At 68.1% G+C, this 16,832-nt stretch carries 15 protein-coding genes; 5 read left to right on the forward strand and 10 right to left on the reverse strand.

Going from position 1 to position 16,832, the window contains the following annotated elements; all coding sequences use genetic code 11:
- Positions 1-762, reverse strand: a complete 762-nt coding sequence (locus ACZ4TR_RS18780) for a succinate dehydrogenase cytochrome b subunit (protein WP_465288204.1) — start codon at positions 760-762, stop codon at positions 1-3.
- A gap of 40 nt (positions 763-802) precedes the next feature.
- Here ACZ4TR_RS18780 and ACZ4TR_RS18785 point away from each other — a divergent pair, with 40 nt between their 5' ends.
- Together ACZ4TR_RS18785 and ACZ4TR_RS18790 are read left to right on the forward strand one after the other, a co-directional pair.
- The gene (locus ACZ4TR_RS18785) at positions 803-1,759 is read left to right on the forward strand and encodes a LysR family transcriptional regulator (RefSeq protein ID WP_465288205.1); all 957 of its coding nucleotides are present in this window, start codon (positions 803-805) and stop codon (positions 1,757-1,759) included.
- A gap of 181 nt (positions 1,760-1,940) precedes the next feature.
- The gene (locus tag ACZ4TR_RS18790; protein ID WP_465288206.1) at positions 1,941-2,843 is read left to right on the forward strand and encodes a sigma-70 family RNA polymerase sigma factor; all 903 of its coding nucleotides are present in this window, start codon (positions 1,941-1,943) and stop codon (positions 2,841-2,843) included.
- Here ACZ4TR_RS18790 and ACZ4TR_RS18795 read toward each other — a convergent pair.
- The 7 genes from ACZ4TR_RS18795 to ACZ4TR_RS18825 form a co-directional block, all read right to left on the reverse strand.
- A complete protein-coding gene (locus ACZ4TR_RS18795) occupies positions 2,828-3,304 on the reverse strand; it encodes an RrF2 family transcriptional regulator (protein ID WP_465288949.1) in 477 nt (158 codons plus the stop codon). The genes ACZ4TR_RS18790 and ACZ4TR_RS18795 overlap by 16 nt on opposite strands.
- A gap of 52 nt (positions 3,305-3,356) precedes the next feature.
- Positions 3,357-4,751, reverse strand: coding sequence for a MocR-like pyridoxine biosynthesis transcription factor PdxR (gene pdxR, locus ACZ4TR_RS18800; protein ID WP_465288207.1), 1,395 nt, complete (start codon positions 4,749-4,751; stop codon positions 3,357-3,359).
- 59 nt (positions 4,752-4,810) lie between these two features.
- Positions 4,811-6,028, reverse strand: a complete 1,218-nt coding sequence (locus ACZ4TR_RS18805; RefSeq protein ID WP_465288208.1) for a globin domain-containing protein — start codon at positions 6,026-6,028, stop codon at positions 4,811-4,813.
- Between the two features lie 10 nt (positions 6,029-6,038).
- On the reverse strand, positions 6,039-6,458 hold the full coding sequence (locus ACZ4TR_RS18810) for an RrF2 family transcriptional regulator (RefSeq protein WP_465288209.1): 420 nt from the start codon (positions 6,456-6,458) through the stop codon (positions 6,039-6,041).
- Positions 6,459-6,649: 191 nt separating this feature from the next.
- Complete coding sequence (locus ACZ4TR_RS18815) at positions 6,650-7,936, reverse strand: PucR family transcriptional regulator (protein WP_465288210.1); 1,287 nt, start codon at positions 7,934-7,936, stop codon at positions 6,650-6,652.
- Positions 7,937-7,968: 32 nt separating this feature from the next.
- Complete coding sequence (locus ACZ4TR_RS18820) at positions 7,969-8,307, reverse strand: aldehyde dehydrogenase family protein (protein WP_465288211.1); 339 nt, start codon at positions 8,305-8,307, stop codon at positions 7,969-7,971.
- 168 nt (positions 8,308-8,475) lie between these two features.
- The gene (locus tag ACZ4TR_RS18825; RefSeq protein WP_465288212.1) at positions 8,476-12,105 is read right to left on the reverse strand and encodes a discoidin domain-containing protein; all 3,630 of its coding nucleotides are present in this window, start codon (positions 12,103-12,105) and stop codon (positions 8,476-8,478) included.
- Positions 12,106-12,499: 394 nt separating this feature from the next.
- Here ACZ4TR_RS18825 and ACZ4TR_RS18830 point away from each other — a divergent pair, with 394 nt between their 5' ends.
- The 3 genes from ACZ4TR_RS18830 to ACZ4TR_RS18840 are packed head-to-tail and all read left to right on the forward strand — an operon-like array spanning position 12,500 to position 14,703.
- A complete protein-coding gene (locus ACZ4TR_RS18830; protein WP_465288213.1) occupies positions 12,500-13,258 on the forward strand; it encodes an SDR family oxidoreductase in 759 nt (252 codons plus the stop codon).
- 4 nt (positions 13,259-13,262) lie between these two features.
- Positions 13,263-14,252: a GlxA family transcriptional regulator gene (locus ACZ4TR_RS18835; RefSeq protein ID WP_465288214.1), complete on the forward strand. Its 990-nt coding sequence runs from the start codon at positions 13,263-13,265 to the stop codon at positions 14,250-14,252.
- Between the two features lie 16 nt (positions 14,253-14,268).
- Positions 14,269-14,703: a hypothetical protein gene (locus ACZ4TR_RS18840; RefSeq protein ID WP_465288215.1), complete on the forward strand. Its 435-nt coding sequence runs from the start codon at positions 14,269-14,271 to the stop codon at positions 14,701-14,703.
- A gap of 363 nt (positions 14,704-15,066) precedes the next feature.
- Here ACZ4TR_RS18840 and ACZ4TR_RS18845 read toward each other — a convergent pair whose 3' ends face one another.
- Both ACZ4TR_RS18845 and ACZ4TR_RS18850 read right to left on the reverse strand, forming a co-directional pair.
- The gene (locus ACZ4TR_RS18845) at positions 15,067-15,831 is read right to left on the reverse strand and encodes an ABC transporter ATP-binding protein (protein ID WP_465288216.1); all 765 of its coding nucleotides are present in this window, start codon (positions 15,829-15,831) and stop codon (positions 15,067-15,069) included.
- Complete coding sequence (locus ACZ4TR_RS18850; protein WP_465288217.1) at positions 15,828-16,814, reverse strand: FecCD family ABC transporter permease; 987 nt, start codon at positions 16,812-16,814, stop codon at positions 15,828-15,830. Before ACZ4TR_RS18850 ends, ACZ4TR_RS18845 begins: the two co-directional genes overlap by 4 nt.
- Positions 16,815-16,832 lie beyond the last annotated feature (18 nt).

Consider the following 16,832-nt stretch of genomic DNA (forward strand, 5'->3'; position numbering starts at 1 on the left):
TCAGTCCACCAGTCCCGTCATGATGCTGATCGGCACGATCGCGAATCCGGCAGTGATCACCACAGCCAGCCCGCTGCCGAGGATCTTGATCGCCCGTTCCCGGCGCGCGCTGGTGACGCCCAGCGTGCGCGCGGCGCTGGCGAAACCGTGGTGGATGTGCAGGCCGAGCATCGCGAGCGCGACGAGGTAGATCACGTTGACCCACCAGACCTGGAAGTCCGCCACGAGGTTGTGGTACGGGTCGTCCGGCACGAAATCCTGGTTCACCGTGCCAACGGTCAGATCGAGGAGGTGCCAGACGACGAAGAGGGCCAGTGTCGCGCCGCCCCAGCGCATGGTGCGCGTCACGAAGGTCGCGCGCACCGGCCGCCGGTGGACGTAGGCCACCGGCCGCGCCCGCAGGTCGCGCCGGACCAGCTGCACCGTGGCCGTTATGTGCAGGACGACTGCGACGATCAAGCCGGCCCGCAGGATCCACAGAAACCAGGCGTAGTGGAGCACCGGCTCGCCGATCGTGCGCAGCCAGTGGGCGTACCCGTTGAGATCCTCGGCGCCGAAGAAAATCTTGAGATTCCCGATCATGTGCGCGACCACGTACGACAGCAGGATCGCGCCGCTGATCGCCATGACGATCTTCTTGCCGATCGTCGAGTCCCAGAACTGCCGAACGGCCGTGCGGCGTCGGCGCACTGCGGGTCGGTTTGCAAGGTCATTTACCACAAAACTGACGCTAGGACCACAGATATCAGAGGTCAAAGACATCTAAACTCTAGGTTCAATAGGCATAGACTATCGTAGGTATATGCAGTTGCAGCAGCTCTCCTACTTCGTTGCCGTGGTTGAGCACCGGCACTTCACCCGCGCCGCCGAGCAGGTTCGAGTGGCGCAGCCCTCGTTGTCCCAGCAGATCCGCGCCCTGGAGCACGACCTCGGCGCCCCGCTGTTCCACCGCATCCGGGGCAACGTGACCCTCACCGAGGCGGGCGAGACACTGCTTCCGATCGCCCGGCGAATCCTCGCGGACGTCGAGAGCGCTCACCGGGCCATCCGGGAACTGGACGAGCTCGACCGTGGACGCGTCCGGCTCGGCGCACCGCCCAGCCTGTGCACCGGCCTGCTGCCCACGATGCTCTCGGCGTTCCGGCGCCGGTACCCGGGCATCCAGCTGAAACTGCACGAAAGCGGCTCTGGCGACCTGCGAGAACGGCTATCCGAGGGAGCTCTGGATCTTGCCCTCCTCGCGGGATCCCGCAACCCTGGAGATCAACTGTCGTTGACGCCACTGTTCCTCGAGGAACTCGTCGTGATCTCCCACAGCGACGTGTCACCGAGGCCGGCAGGCTCACGCCTGGACGTCCGCGACCTCGCGGACGTTCCGCTCGTGATGTTCCGCCGCGGCTACGACGTGCGAGAGGCGACGGTGAACGCCTGCCGCGCCGCCGGGTTCGACCCGTCGTTCGCGATCGAGGGCGGCGAGATGGACGCGGTCCTGGAACTGGTGCGGGCCGGCGTGGGCGCGGCCGTGGTGCCGAGCACTGTAGCGGGTGATCGCTTCCGGATGACACGTTTCGCTCGGGACGCGGGTATGACACGCATCGTGCAGCTGGCCTACCGGGCGGACGTCGAACCGACCCGGGCGGTCCGCGCCCTGCGTTCCGCGATCGTCGGTTTCGTGGCCGACCCGGCGCGCCGGGCAAGTCTCCCCCCGGGCGTCGAATCACTTGTGGACGAAGCGACCAAGACCACGCCACCGAGGTGAGCTCGTGCATCTCGGGGTGGACTCCCTCGCTCCGGAAAGGCAAGACCCACCGACTCTAACTGCGCCAGCACCTTGGATACTGGTCCGATTTCCCGCTGTACCACTGGACCACTTGACTGTAATCTCGACATCGAATGTCCAGTATGATTGGATCCCAACCGTCAGGAGGGAGCGTCACGCGATGCCCGAACAAGTCGCCGTCGAACTCGACGAAGCGGTCGCAGCGTTCGAAGCGACGCGGGCCCGGTTGTTCGGGATCGCTTATCGGCTGCTCGGGACGTCCGCCGACGCCGAGGACGTGGTACAGGACACATGGATCAGGTGGCAGGGCACCGACCGTAGCGAGATCCGCAACGTCGAGGCGTTCCTCGTGACCACGGCGAGCAGGCTGGCCTTGACGGCCGCCGGGACGGCGCGCGCCCGCCGAGAGCTCTACGTCGGCCCCTGGCTGCCCGAGCCGATTCCCACGGCCGATGACGCCGTGGCGACTGTGGAGCGAGGAGAGGCGCTCGAACTGGGCCTCCTGCTTCTCATGGAACGGCTCAGCCCGATCGAACGCGCCGTCTACGTCTTGCGCGAGGCATTCGACTATCCGTACCGGGAGATCGGCGAGTTCCTCGGCGTCTCCGAGGAACTCGCGCGCCAGAAGGGCCACCGTGCTCGCGCCCACGTCGCCCGCGAGCGCGGTGGCCGGGTCGCCCCGGCGGAACGGGACCGGCTGCTGAACGCCTTCTTGGCCGCGGCGCAACGAGGAGACCTCGGTGGGTTGCGGAGCATGCTGGTCGAAGGCGCGATGTCCTGCTCCGACGGCGGCGGTGTCGTGACCTCCGCGCGGAAGCCGATCGTGGGTCGTGACCGCGTAGCCGAGTTCCTCCTGCGCACCGTCGACATCCACGGCAAGGACGCCGAGGTCGAGATCGTCGAAGCGAACGGACAGCCGATCGCCGTGGTGCACCGTTCGGGAGCACCCGTCGCGGCCTGCTGGATCGACGCCACCTCGGCCGGCATCGACCGGATCTGCCTGGTGACGAATCCAGCGAAGCTGGCCGCGCTGGCGGCGGTGATCGGTCAGTCCCGCCCGTAGGCCTGCCGGGCGAGGCGCGCGGCGGACGGCGCATGGGCCTCCGCCGCCGCCTTGACGTCAGCGATCGTCTGGCCGGCCAGGGACTTCCGCCACTGCAATTCCGCACGCTGCATCGCCGCGTTCACCGCGCAGGTATGGCGAAAGGCACTCTTGGGAGCGTTCTCCCCCATACCCTGCCGACGGATCTCCAGGCAGACGAAGGCCGGCTCCTTGCCTTCGATCGCGGCGACCACGTCCATCAGGGTGATCTTCTCCGGCGGCCGAGCGAGCAGGAATCCGCCGTGCGCACCCGGGAGGGACTCGACGATCCCAGCGCGAGCCAGTGCCTGCATCTGCTTGTGCAGGTACGCCTGCGGGAGATCGTAGCTGGCCGCGAGCTGCGCCGTGGGTACCGGACGCTCGTCACCAGCCCACGCGAGGGAGAGCAGAACGTGCATAGCCCACTCGACGCCCTGGTTCATCCGCACGCCGCGATGCTAGGCAACCTGGACATCGAACGTCAACTTGCACACGTCACGGCAGCACTGCCTCCAAAGCGGCCAGGGCACCCGCCCACGCACTGGAGGACGGGGTGGCGTAGCCGACGACGATCGCGTCGCGCTCATCCTGCCCGTGCGGATGACGGAACCGGGAGATCCCGCACAGGGCCAGTCCGCCCGTCTCCGCAGCCTTGACGACAGCGGCTTCGCGGCCGGTCGGGACGTTGACGATCGCGTGCAGGCCTGCCGACGCCCCGGACAGCCAGGAGCCGGCGCGCCCGGTCACCATCTCGGAAAGCTGTTCACGTCTGCGGCGGTACCGCCCCCGCATCGCACGGACGTGCCGGTCATAAGCTCCCGACTCCAGGAGCTCCGCAAGCACCAGCTGGTCCAGCGTGCCGCACATCCCGAAGTCACCGAGCGCGCGTGACAGCTGGTCGGCGAGGATCTCGGGCACGACCAGCCAGCCCAGTCGAAGCCCGGGTGCGAGCGACTTGCTGGCCGTGCCGAGGTACGCGACACGACCCGGATCGAGTGCCTGCAGCGACCCTACCGGCGGGCTCTCATACCGGAACTCGCCGTCGTAGTCGTCCTCGACGACGACCACGTCCGTGTTCCGCGCCCACCGGATCACCGCCGCTCGCCGCTCGCCGGAGAGCACCTCGCCCGTCGGGAACTGGTGAGCGGGGGTGAGCACGACCGCACCCGCACCCGAGGTCTTCACCAGCAGATCTGTCCGTGCGCCGTGCCCGTCCAGCGGCAAGCATGGAGTTCTCAAGCCGGTTTCGGTCAGCAGGCGACGGTGTAGATCGAGGCCGTACCCCTCGGTGAACACGGAGTCGGTGCCGCGGGCGCGGAGGGCTGTGGCCACCAGGCGGAGCCCGTGCGCCGCCCCCGCGCAGACCACGATCCGGTCCGGGTCGGCCCGTACCCCCCGCGCCCGGGCGAGGTAGGCGGCCAGGGCTGTCCGTAGTTCTTCGGCCCCGCGGACGTCGGGATAGCTGAACACTCGGTCCGGTGCCCGATCGAAGACCCGCCGCGCAGCCCGGAGCCATTCGGCCCGGGGGAACGCGGCCACATCGGGGGTGCCGGGCCGCAGGTCGTGAAGTGGCTTGGCCGGGCCTGGGACGGCGCAAGTGCGGTCAGGCGGAGCGGCGCCGCGCGCGGTCGCCACCCGCGTCGCGGCTCCCTGACGCGAGCTGAGCCAGCCTTCCGCGACCAGCTCGGCGTACGCGGCCACGACCGTGTTTCGCGCGACCCCGAGGTCGGCGGCCAGCGACCTCGTCGACGGAAGCCGCGCGCCCGGCGTCAGCCGGCCCGACCGCACGGCCTCGCGCAAGGCGTCCTTCAAGCCGGCCAAGACGCGGGGGCCCCGCACCTCGAGGTGCAGGTCGGCCCCGCTTCCCGGTTCGGCCGCCAACTCGGACATGAGACATCCTGGATATCTGTTGTCGATGAACGGGGCCTGCGTTCCCGGTCGCGTCCTGGTCAGACGGCAGCCGCCACGCCCGGTAGCCGATCGGCACCGGTCGTCCACAGGTCGGGTCCGAAGACCTCGATGTGGACATTCTCCCCGCAAACACCGCGGGCAAGCAACGCGGCACGGATGTTCCGCATGAACGGAACCGGACCGCACAGGTGGGCAGTCACCCCATCGGGTATATCCGCCAGGTCGAGCCGCACGGGACCTCTCGTGACGTCCGTCGGCGCGTCGGTGTCGTAGAAGGCCAGGTGCCGGAACGAGGTCAGACGCGCACCGTGGAACTCGATGTCGTGGAACAAGGCGTACCGGTCCGGCTGACGCTCGGCGTGGACAACGGTCACCGGCCGCCTCGGCTGGTGACCGGCAACGTGCTCCAGCAATGCAGCTGTCTGCGTGATACCGATGCCCGCACTGGCCAGCAGCAGCGGGCCATCGCCGTCGCCGAGCACCGCATCACCGAACGGGCGGCTCACCCGGACTTCGTCGCCGATGCGCAGGTCGCGGGTCAGCACCGTCGACACGACACCATCCGGCGCTCCGCCGTTGCCGCGGACCCGCCGAACCGAGATCCGCAGTTCCGGATGGCCCGCGCCGCGCGACACCGTGTACTGCCTGGCCTGGCGCCTCCCTCCGGGAAGGTCGACCTCGACGGTCACGAATTGCCCCGGCAGGTGTGTGGGGATCGTCCCGTCCGCCGGGGCCAGGTACAGGGAGACGACATCGCCGCCCTCCTCGCGACGATCGACTACGCGCCACCGGCAAGCCGGGTCAGCGGGGTCGACGCCCGCCTCTCGGTAGAGTCTGGCTTCGGCTTCGATCAACCGGACGGCCATCAGCCAGTAGACCTCGTCCCATGCCGCCGCGACAGCCGGCGTGACGGCGCTGCCCAGCACATTCGCGACAGCAGTCAGCAAGTACCGACCCACGAGTGGATACTGGCTCGGCCGGATGCCGAGCGAAGCGTGCTTGTGTGCGATCCGGCCGACGACGGGGCCCATCGGCACGGCACCCGTCCCGGTGAGGCTCTCGGCGTAGGCGACGACGGAACCCGCCAGCGCCCGCCGTTGGTCACCGATGGCCTGGTTTCCCATGTTGAAGAGATCGAGCAACTCCGGGTGATCGGCGAACATCGTGTCGTAGAAGACGCCCGCGATAACGACAATGTGCTGCCTGACCGCTGGCAACGTGGCACGAACGACTTCGGCAGACTTTCGGGAGAGCAAGGAAGGCCTCCTAGGTGAGGGAGAGCAGAACGGGCCCGGTCGGTGGCGCGACCAAAGCCGAAAGCGGCACCTCGTCGAGCGACGCGAAGAACGCCTCTAGAGCGACGCGGAGAGCTCGTCGCAGGCTGCAGGCATCGCGCAGCGGACACGGCGACTCGTCGCAGTCGACGACTTCGGCATCGCCTTCGAAGAGCCGAATCACGCGCCCCGCCGAGGTCTTCAGCACACCGTCGGCGAGCCGGGCACCGCCACCTCGACCTCTCGTCGTGACGATGAACCCGTGGTGATGCAGTCGCTGCACGACCTTGGCGACGTGGTTACGCGGTAGGACCATGGCCGCGGCGAGCTCGTCGATGGTGACCTGACCTCTGCGCGCCCCCGCGAACATCAAGACACGCAGAGCGATGTCGGTCGCCCGGTTGAGGTGCATGAAGAACACCGTAAGTCAAAGAGGTATATCGAATACCCCTTTGTGCCGACGATCACCAAGTCCTTGCCACGTAAGGCAAATAACGACGGAGATGAATCTGGATCCGAAGTCTCCGCTGATCGACGGATGATTCTTGGTCCACTTTCCAGTCACCTGGCGGCCCTGGCGAGCGCGGCCGCCGCCGCTGACGATCAGCGGACGTCGGCCGGTTCGAGAACCGGGGCGCCGATCGCTGCCGCCAGGTGCAGCGCCACCTGCAGCTTGAGGTGGTCCTCCTTCAGCGACCGGCCCAGCAACTGCTCCGCCTTGCGCACCCGGTAGAGGACCGTGTTCTTCGCGACGTGCAACTGCTCGGCGGCGGCACCGACCCCACGAGCGTATTCGAGGTACGCCTGCACGGTGGACCTCAGCTCGGCTGAGGCCTCGTCGGGCGAGGAAAGCGGACCCAGGTGCCGCAGCACGAAGTCGCGCGCCCGGCCCAAATCGTCCGACAACAGCAGCGGCAGGTCCAAGTCGTCGAAGTCGAACAGCCGTCGTTCCCGGGGCAGCAGCCGTGACATCCGCTCGGCCAGGGCTGCCTGACGGTGGCTCTCCCGGAACCCGGCGACCCCGCCGGCCGGCAGTCCCACAGCCACCCGGAAGCCCGTCACATCGGGCGCGGCCGCCGGCCGCCGAGGAGACTGGCGAGCCCGGCTACCCCAACCCCACAACTTCGCCGGCCCGACGAACACCACCAGCCGCCCGGTGCAGCCCGCTTGCTCGAGCAGCTGGACCGCAGACCGCTCCAGCAGTTGCGGATCCTGCTCGCTTCCGTCAGCAGCCCACATGATGAGAGCGACGTGCTGTTGTAAGAGGTCATACCCCAAGCGCTCCAGCATCGGCTCGCGGTCGACGGTGCCGTCGAGCACCGACTCGACGAGATCTCGACGGGCATAGGCGGCGCTGTCCAGCCAGCGCTGGCGTTGCACCGAAAAGTTCTCCACCAGGACCTCGGTGACCCTGTCCAGCCAGGCCATCAGGTCGGTAACGGCCTGCCGGCCCGCCGGCGTGATCCGGTTGCTGGGAAGCGTCCGATCGGCGAAGGCGAACAGCTCCGCAGTCAGGTTGCTCACCGTCCGCTGCAGCCCCTGCATGATCTGCTCGATGCTGAGGCCTCGCGGCACGGCGTGCCGGATCGCGTTGGTCGCCTCGGAAAGCAAAGTCTCCGTCACCGGGCGCCCGGTGCACAGGCACAGCACGGCGCTGAGCACGATCGTCTCCGGCACCGAGCGGGCCATGCGGTAGTCGCCGAACGGCGCGGTCCAGCCCACCCGCTCGAAGAGGGTCTCGCTGCGCTCGACCGCCCAGCCTACCGCTCCTTCGCCGATCATCTCGGAGAGCTCGGCAACCAGCTCCGGCCGACTTGCGGCGCTCTCGAGGATGTTCTGGTCGTCCGGACGCAGTGCGCGAAGCCACGAACGATCGGCTGGGAAATTCACGTGATCGATTGTATCCGCGCACCCTCCCCCGCTTACTGGACCAAGAATTGAATGCTCGTCGGCCGTTTTTTGCGGACCACCTGATCCCACTCACCGGACGCTGCGCCTACAGAGGCAGATAAATGGACTTCAGCTGCTGGTAGGCCGAACCGGCCCAACAGGTCTGCTCGACGTCCTGGGCCGATTCCGGCCCAATCAGCTGACTTCAGGGCTCTGCTCGCGGCGGCGACCGCTGCTTCGACGTCCGCCGGTGTCGCCTCCGGGACCGCACCCACGAGTTCTTCCGTGCTCGGGGAGCGGACTTCGATAGAAGGGTTGCCCGCCGCATGGCGCCATTCGCCGCCGATGTACAGACATTCGTGTACCAGCACGTCGTGTCACCTTGTTCCGGGTTCGCGGCGGATGGCTCGACTCCACCGTCACATGGCCCGCGCCTCGGCGCTTGCACCCGCGTCACAAATCCTGCGAAGCGACCTGCACCGTCGGCGCGGGCACCACGTCATCTTGACCTCACGAACCCGGACAGATCAGCCGAAGTGTCAGGTCAGCTTCGCCGGTACGTTGTATGCCTCGACCGACAGCCGCGGCTGTTTCACCGTCCGGCGCGGGTTGACCGTGACGGTGCGGCTCTCGCCCGGCAGCAGCCAGAAGTAGTTGTCGCCGTACAACGTCGGCAGCACGCGGTCAGCTCCGTTTCGCTCCCTCAGGGACAGCCTGACCATGGCGGCCACGGTCCGGCCGGTGTTGCGGATCGTAGCGACGTAACCGTCCTTTCCGGATGAGCGCAGGTCGGCCGAAAGCTGCGTACGAGCGAGCTGATTGAGCTCGCGCATGGCGGTGTCGGTCCGGTACCGCCAATAGGTGTTCTCGGACAACACGGCACCGCGCGCGTCGGTCAGAGTCAGCCGCAGCAGGTGGAGAGCGGGCAGACCGTCGACGAACGGTACCGAGAACGCCTTCGTCGCCGCGACCGGTGCCACGTCGACGGTCTGCCGCTGCGGAGCCGCGAGGCTCTTTCCGTCCAAGCCGAGCAGCTCCGCCCTGACCACGACCCCGCCGACCGCGTTCGGTGTGTGGTTGACCACCGTCACCTGCCAGGTCGACAAATCAGCTTGGACGTGGTGGTGCTCGCAGCCCTTGCGCGCGCCGTAGTAGCTGCCGTTGACGTCGAGGTCGTAGTCGTAGGTCTGCCAGACCGTGCTGTGCCACGCGGGGTGCGACATCCACAGCAGCACGCCCGTGGCATCCGCCCACAACCTGGTGTTCCAGCCCTCGAAGATCGCGCGCATGCTCTCGTAGTTGACGAACTGCGCCTTGCGGCAGAACTCCGCGAGGCTCGTCGACGGCGCGAGCCGCGCGTCGATCGCCGCCAGATACCCCTGCGGCGACTGGTTCCCCTTCGTCGACCAGTCGTGCAAGAACCAGGAAGCACCGATCGGCCAGCCCGGGTCGTCCTTGCCGACCAGGTTGCGCATGCTTTCCACCACCGACACACCCGGCAAGCCGATCTCGCTCCAGAACCCGTACTTGCCGCCGGTCGCCTCGCCCGTGAAGTACTGCTTCGGATCCAGCCAGCGGTACGGGCCATCGCCCGTGATCACGCCTCCGGCGGAGTTGCTCTGGTAAAGGAGATCGGTGTTCGTGGTGACGATCTCCCTGAGCGCGTCGTCGATTTCGGCCGGCGGGCTGCCCTCGTTGCAGCCGAACCAGACCGTCGCGCACGCGTGGTGTCGGTAGCGCAGCACGGTGTCCTTCGCCTGCGCCAGGAAGATGTCATGATTGGCTGGATCGCCCGACCAGCCGTCCCAGAACTCGTTCCACAGCAGGATGCCGTACTTGTCGCAGGCGTCGAACAGCTCCTGCCGGTAGGACGAGCCGACCCAGTTGCGGATCAGGGTGAAGTTCATGTCGCGGTGCATCGCGACGACAGCGTCGGCTCGCTCGGCCGGCATCCGGCGCAGCAGTTCGTCCCAGCCCCAGCTGCCGCCGCGGGCGAACACCTTGACGCCGTTGACGAGGAAGGTCAGCGGTTTCGGGCTGTTGTCCACCGACGCGGCGTCGGTCCAGGTGTCGCCGTCCTGCGACACCTGGATCTTGAACGTCCGGGCGTACGCTGTCTCCCAGGTCAGCACGACCCGGTCGAACGCGGTCGCGGCACCGAGGTCGACCTGCAGCCACTGGTTGTCTTCGTAAGCCGACGTCCAGCGGGTGTTCGGGTCGCCGTCGAAGGCCCGCTCCGGCGGGTTGCCGTCAGACACCGAGGACGACGTCGCCGTCTTGCCCTCGGCCAGGTCCGTGTCCGGCGCCTTGCTGTCGACCACCGACATCGTCCAAAGCGAGAAGCCCCAGCTCGTGGCCCGCTGGAGGCCCTGCATCCGGACGTACCGCGCGGTTTGGGGCGCGAGGTCGACCGTCTGCGTGGCGCGGTTGGCACGGATTACGATCGGCAGGTCGTACTGGTACCCCATCTGCCTCAGCCCGATCTTGACGGTCCGCTTGTCGCTGACCGACGCCCCGATCGCCGCGGTCACCGTCAGGTCGTGGAGGGCCGGGTCACCATAGCCGTTGGGCCACCACAACTTCGGGTTGTTCATCCTCAGCTGCGGAAACGCTGACGGTGCGAACACGACGTCGGTCGTCTGCCCAGCAGGCACGGTCACCGTCGTCGAGACGTCCACATTCTCGAATCCCGTGGAGACCTTGACCCGCTGGGCGGTGGCGGCTGCGTTGCGGACGGGCACCGTCACGGTGACCTCCGCGATCCTGGTGTCGGGCAGCTTCGGCAGCCTGGTGTCCACGCGGACGTCGCCGAGCACGACGGCGCCGGTGGACCGCAGCCGCACGTGGTCCCAGATTCCCGACGCGCGGTCACGGACCGCAGGCATCCAGTCCCATCCGGACACCGCGAGGTAGGTCGGCGAGTTCTGGAACATGGTGCTGTCCGCGGCGACGAAGCCGTAGCCCGCAACACTCTTGTCCCCGGGGCTGCCAGGCAGAGGCATGGGCGAGATCTTCACAGCGAGCGTTTGGTCACCGGAGCGGCGCAGAGCCGCTGTGACGTCGAAAACCCCGCGTCCGAACGGATGGCTCAACGTGCCCAGGTTCGCACTGTTGAGCCAGACCTGAGCCTCGTGGTTGATCCCGTCGAACTCCAGCCAGACGTGCCGGCCCGGCGAGGCGTCGAGACCGCGCGGGAGTCCGAACGCCCGGCGGTACCACCAGCTGTGCCGGGACAGCGCCTCCGGGATGTGCATGTTGTTCATCCCGAAGACGGGGTCCGGCAATTGCCCCTGCTCGACCAGGGAGGCCAGTACGGTGCCCGGCACGGTCGCCGGCAGCCAGCCACGCGTGTCGACGTTCGCACCGGAGAGCACTGCGCCATCCGTGCTGGGCGCCCAGTCCTGCATCGTCAGAGCCCAGCCGGACTCGAGCGGAACGGTGCCGTCGACGGACACGGACAGCGCGGGCGGCCGGTCGTGGTCGCGCAATGAGAAGCTGGTCCAGCCCCGCGCCGGGGGCCGGTTCTCCTTGGTGGTCCCGTAGACCTGGAACCCGTTCAGGCCGAGCGGGTTGGTCGTCGAACGCTGCGAAGCCGAGAACCTCACCCAGCGCGCGGTCACGCCGCCGGCCAGCGGGATCGTGACCACACCGCCGGGACCGGCGTCCGTCGAGTACACGGTTCGCCACGAGCGGCCGTCCTGTGAGACGTCGAGGTCGAACACCGTCGCATAGCTGGACAGGACTTCGGTTCCGGTGGTGTGGCTCCGGGACGCGCCCGCGTCGAAGGCGGGGTCGCCCGGCCGAGCCTCGAACGTCAACACCACCGAGCTGACCTGGCAGCGGCCTTGGAGATCCACGATGATCCACTGACCGTCGCCCGCCGCCGCTCGCCAGCCCGACCCTTGGGCACCGATCCGGGCGAGGCCGTCGACGGCGAATTCGGCAGGAGTGGCGGCGTAGTCGGTGGAGGAGACCTGCACGGGCCTGAACAAGGCGAGGTCGTTCGCCCGCGGCGTTTCGGCGGCTACCGGATCCGCAAGAGCCGCCGATGCGACGCCCGGAACCAGTGCGGCCAAGCCGAAGCCGGCCAGCAGACCGGTTCCGGTCGTCAACAGGTGCCGCCGTGAAACCGTCGAATCGTCAGGTCTGCCGGTGACGTCCTGGGCCATGATGACTCCGCTCTGCAGGCCGTCATCGGACGCGCGCGGCCGGCGTCGACGGTGACGGTGGATGACAACGTTGCCACGAAGAATCGATGTCACTCGGCGGCAGGTCAAGGCGACAAAGTGGACAAGACTCTGCTCGTGTGACATCGATGTCACACGACCAGGGAAAACGTCGGCACTCCTCGCGGACACAGTTTCGCAGTGGACCAGCGATACGACCGAGAAACGCAGGCAAAACGTGGACAAGTCCGGCGGGGCCTTACCCGTCTGGGTGGCCCAACTCACCAAGAGCCGCTTCCGACGACACCATCCCGTGTGACGGCCGACGCAGGCTGTCACGTTCCACCGGGCCACCCAGTCTGGTGGGTAAGACCGACACCGGGCGAAAGGGAGATCGATGCGAGTGGCAGTAGCCGGCGGAACCGGCCTGATGGGCAAGCTGGTGGTCCGCGAGCTGACCGAGGCCGGCCACGAGCCGGTCGTCTTGGCGCGTTCGCTGGGCGTCGACCTCGTCGCCGGGACCGGGTTGGCCGCCGCCCTCGCCGGTTGCGACGAGATCATCGACGTCAGCAACATCTCCACCGTGCGGAAGAAGGCGGCCGTGGAGTTCTTCGGCAAAGCTGCCGGCAACCTGGTCGAAGAGGGCGCCAGGGCGGCCATTCGCCAGATCATCACGCTGTCCATCGTCGGGATCGACGATGTCGAGCTCGGTTACTACGTGGGCAAGCGCGCGCAGGAGGAACGCGTTCGGAACGGCCGGGTGCCGTGGACCATCCTGCGGGCCACCCAGTTCCAGGAGTTCCCCGATCCCCTGATCGACGACGCCTACGGCCCGTTCGTGCCGGTTCCGCGTCAACTGTCCCAACCGGTCGCCGCGATCGACGTCGCCCGTGCCCTCGTCGCGCAGGTCGGGAAGAGCCCGGCCGGCTACCTGCCACCACTCGCCGGACCTGAGAAGCTGCAGATGGTCGACATGGCCAGGCGACTGGTCAAGGCGCGCGGTACACGGAAGATCGTCATCCCCGTCAAGATGCCGGGCGCGGTCGGCAAGGCGATGACCAGCGGCGGCCTCCTGCCGGTCGGCGAGCACCGCGAAGGCACCCGCAAGTTCGCCGAGTACGTGCGGCAAGTCGAGCGCAACGCCGAACGGGCCTGAATCGATGAACGCGACCAACCCCCACCGGGTGGCGATCCTCGTCCTTCCCGGCACAGTCGGGGTGGACCTGGCGGTTCCCCTCGAAGTCTTCGGCCCGTGGCCGTCCTTCATCACCGCCGAGGCGCCGCGGTTGCGCAACCCGTACTCGGTGGCGCTGGTCGGCCCCGATCCCGAACCGCCGGTCGGCGCCGGGCTCGTGGCGACGAAAGTCGAACCGCTGTCGATGATGGCCGAGGCCGACACCGTGATCGTCCCGGGACGGCACCCGCTGGGCGAGCCATTGCCCGTCGAGGTGCTCACGGCTCTACGGGCCGCGGCGACCCGAGGGGCCCGGATCATGTCGATCTGCATCGGCGCCTTCGTGCTGGCTGCAGCCGGACTGCTCGACGGACGTCCGGCGACCACGCATTGGCGCTGTGCGTCAGAGTTGCGTCGCGGGTATCCCCGCGTGAATGTCCAGGAGGATCGGCTCTATGTCGACGATGGCTCGATCCTCACCTCGGCCGGGTTGCTTGCCGGTGTCGACTTGTGCCTGCACGTCCTCCGCGCCGACCTCGGCACCACCGCGGCCGACGCGATCGCACGCTTCCTCGTCAGCGCCCCTCATCGCGAGGGCGGTCAGCCGCAGGTGCTCCATCGTCCCGTCGGCTTCGCCGGCGACTCCCTCGATCGGACGCGCCTCTGGCTGCAGGAGAATCTCGCGGGATCGCACACGCTGGGTTCGATCGCCGCTCACGCCGGGGTCAGCGTGCGCACGTTGACGCGTCGCTTCCAGGCCGAGACGGGGATGACGGTGATGGCCTGGCTCACCGGGCAGCGCATCTCCGAGGCCCGCCGCTTGTTGGAAATCTGCGATCGCCCGATCGGCCTGATCGCCCGGGATGTCGGCTTCGGTTCCGACGAGATGTTCCGGACCCACTTCACCACCGCGACCGGGACGACGCCGGCCCGGTACCGCCGCACACACCGGCACCTCACCGCAGTCCCGGCTTGAGCCCGAAAGGACCCCGATGAACAACCTCGCCATCCGGCTGACACTGGTGATCCCGTTCTACGAGCAGCTGATCGTAGGCGGATGGAACCAGCTCGCACCCCGCAGCTTCTACGACAACTTCCCCACAGTGGACCTGAACCCGCCCTTCAGCGACCACCTCGCCCACGACTTCGGTGGCGCGACTTTGGGTATCGCTCTGCTGCTGGGGATAGCCCTGGTGAAGCCGAAGACGCACTACGTCGTGCCGGCCGCGCTGGCGTTCTCGATCTGGCAGGTGCCGCATTTCTTCTACCACCTGTTCAACACGGAGCCTCCGACCGTGGCCCAGACGATCATCCTGAACGCGGCCAACGCCTTCGTCGCGGTCCTCGGCCTGGTTCCGATCTTGCTGGCCGTGCTGCGTGACCGACGTCAGGCCACCGCGACCGCGGCCACAGCTGTGGCCAACTGACAGTCCGCGACCTTCGATTGCGACCGCGGCGCCAGTGTGCCCGCATTGTCGGCGACACTCGGCGTCACCCCCTCGGCTCAGCCGGACTGCGCGAACCAGTTTGGACGACGTCCAAGATCACCGCAGGTTGCCTTCGTGCCGCCACCGCCACCCGTGACATGAAGAGGTTTAGCCCGCTAAGGGAGACGCGACCCTGCGCGCGGCTCGTTCTGCTGCACGCCATGAAACTGTCGAGTTTGCGCGTGCCGCGACGAGCCGCGTGCTTCTTCACTGCCGCTGCCGTTTCTCCTGGGTGACCAAGTTCCCAGCCGCTCGCGCTGAAGCCTCGGCACGGCTGTTTGGTCACCGCTGAACTGGCCGACCTCACAGCGGGCGCAGCAGCAACCTGGCCGCACCCGTCACCGGGTCGTCGACGAGCGCCCCGCCGACACCGAAAACTTCGCGCAGGACCTGCGACTCGAAGACGTCACGCGGCGGACCCGAGCGGTGGACCCGCCCCGCGTCCAGCACGAGAACCGTGTCCGCGTACTGCGCGGCGAGGTCTAGAGAGTGCAGCGCCGCCAGCACGGTGACTCCCAGGGACGTCGCCAATTCCAGCACGGCGATCTGATGCCGAGGATCCAGGTGGTTAGTCGGCTCGTCCAGTACAAGCAGCCGCGGCCGTTGCGCGAGCGCACGTGCGAACAGGACCCGTTGCCGCTCGCCACCCGACAGCGTCGCCAGTGAACGGTCCGCCAGGTGCCCGCAGCCGCAGCGCTCGAGGGCTTCGTCCACGATGTCGGCGTCCGCCGGGCCGAGCCGGGCGAACGGGCCGTGGTGCGGGTAGCGGCCGAGGGCGACGGCCTCCCGGACCGTGAAGTCGAATCCGCCCAGCTGCTCCTGGCCCAAGACGCCGACCGCGCGTGCGACATCGCGTCGAGGCGCGCGCCACAGGTCGTCGTCACCGAGAACCACCTGACCGGCCGACGGCTTGAGGGCCCGATAGACGGTCTTGAGCAAAGTGGACTTTCCGCTGCCGTTCGGTCCGACCAACGCGACGAACTCGCCTTCGGAGACGCTCACGTCGATGTCGCGAACCGCCGGAACGTCCGTGTAGCCGGCGTTGACTCCGGCGAAGGCAAGCTTCATGAGAGACCGGCCGTTCCGGTCGCGCTGCGACGCAGGACCAGAAGGAAGACCGGCACGCCGAAGACGGCGGTGAGGATCCCGATCGGCGTCTCGGTCGGGGCAAGCACCACGCGCGCAGCTGTGTCCGCCCAAACCAGGATCAACGCACCCAGCAACGCGCCGACCGGGACGGCGCGGCGATGGTCCGCGCCGACCAAGAGTCGGGCCAGGTTGGGCACCACCAGCCCGAGGAAACCGATGCTGCCGGCGACCGCGACCGCGGTGCCGGTCAGCAGCGTCACCAGTACCAGCAGCACGAGGCGCAGCCGTGACGAGTTCAGACCGAGCGCGGCGGCGCCGTCGTCCCCGAGAACCAGTAGGTTCATACGGCTGGAAACAGCTGCGGCGGCGACGATCAGGAGGCCTATCGCCACCGCGCCGACGGTGGCCAGGGCCCACTGCGTTCCGGCCAGGCTGCCGAGGAGCCAGAACAAGACTTGCTGTTGGGCGTTGGAGTTGCGGGTGGTGAGCAGCAGGAACGAGACCACGCCGGACAGCAGCTGCGCCAGCGCGATCCCGGTCATGACCAGCCGCGCCGGTGGGGTCCGCGTGCCGGCGCGTGCCAATACGAAGACGACCGCGGCCGCGGCCAGGGCTCCCAGGAACGCGGCGACCGGAACGGTGAGCAGACCGAGCACCGCCGACCCGGCGGTGGTCAAGACGAGTACCGCTCCGACCGCGGCACCGGAAGACAACCCCAGCACGTACGGATCGCCCAGGGGGTTGCCGGTCATGGCCTGCGTCAGCAGGCCCGCCACCGCCAGACCGGCACCGACGAAAGCGCCCTGCAGAACGCGAGGGATCCGCAGCTCCCACACGATGAAGTCGTAGCGTCCGGCCGTCCCGGAGTCGCCGAGGTGCCGGGTCAGCGCGTCGACAACGTCGCCCGCCGGAACCGACACCGGACCGATGCCGATCGCGGCCGTCATGGACAGGGCCAGCACGGCCGCGAGGACGACGAC

This window comes from Amycolatopsis sp. NPDC028719, from assembly GCF_055565395.1.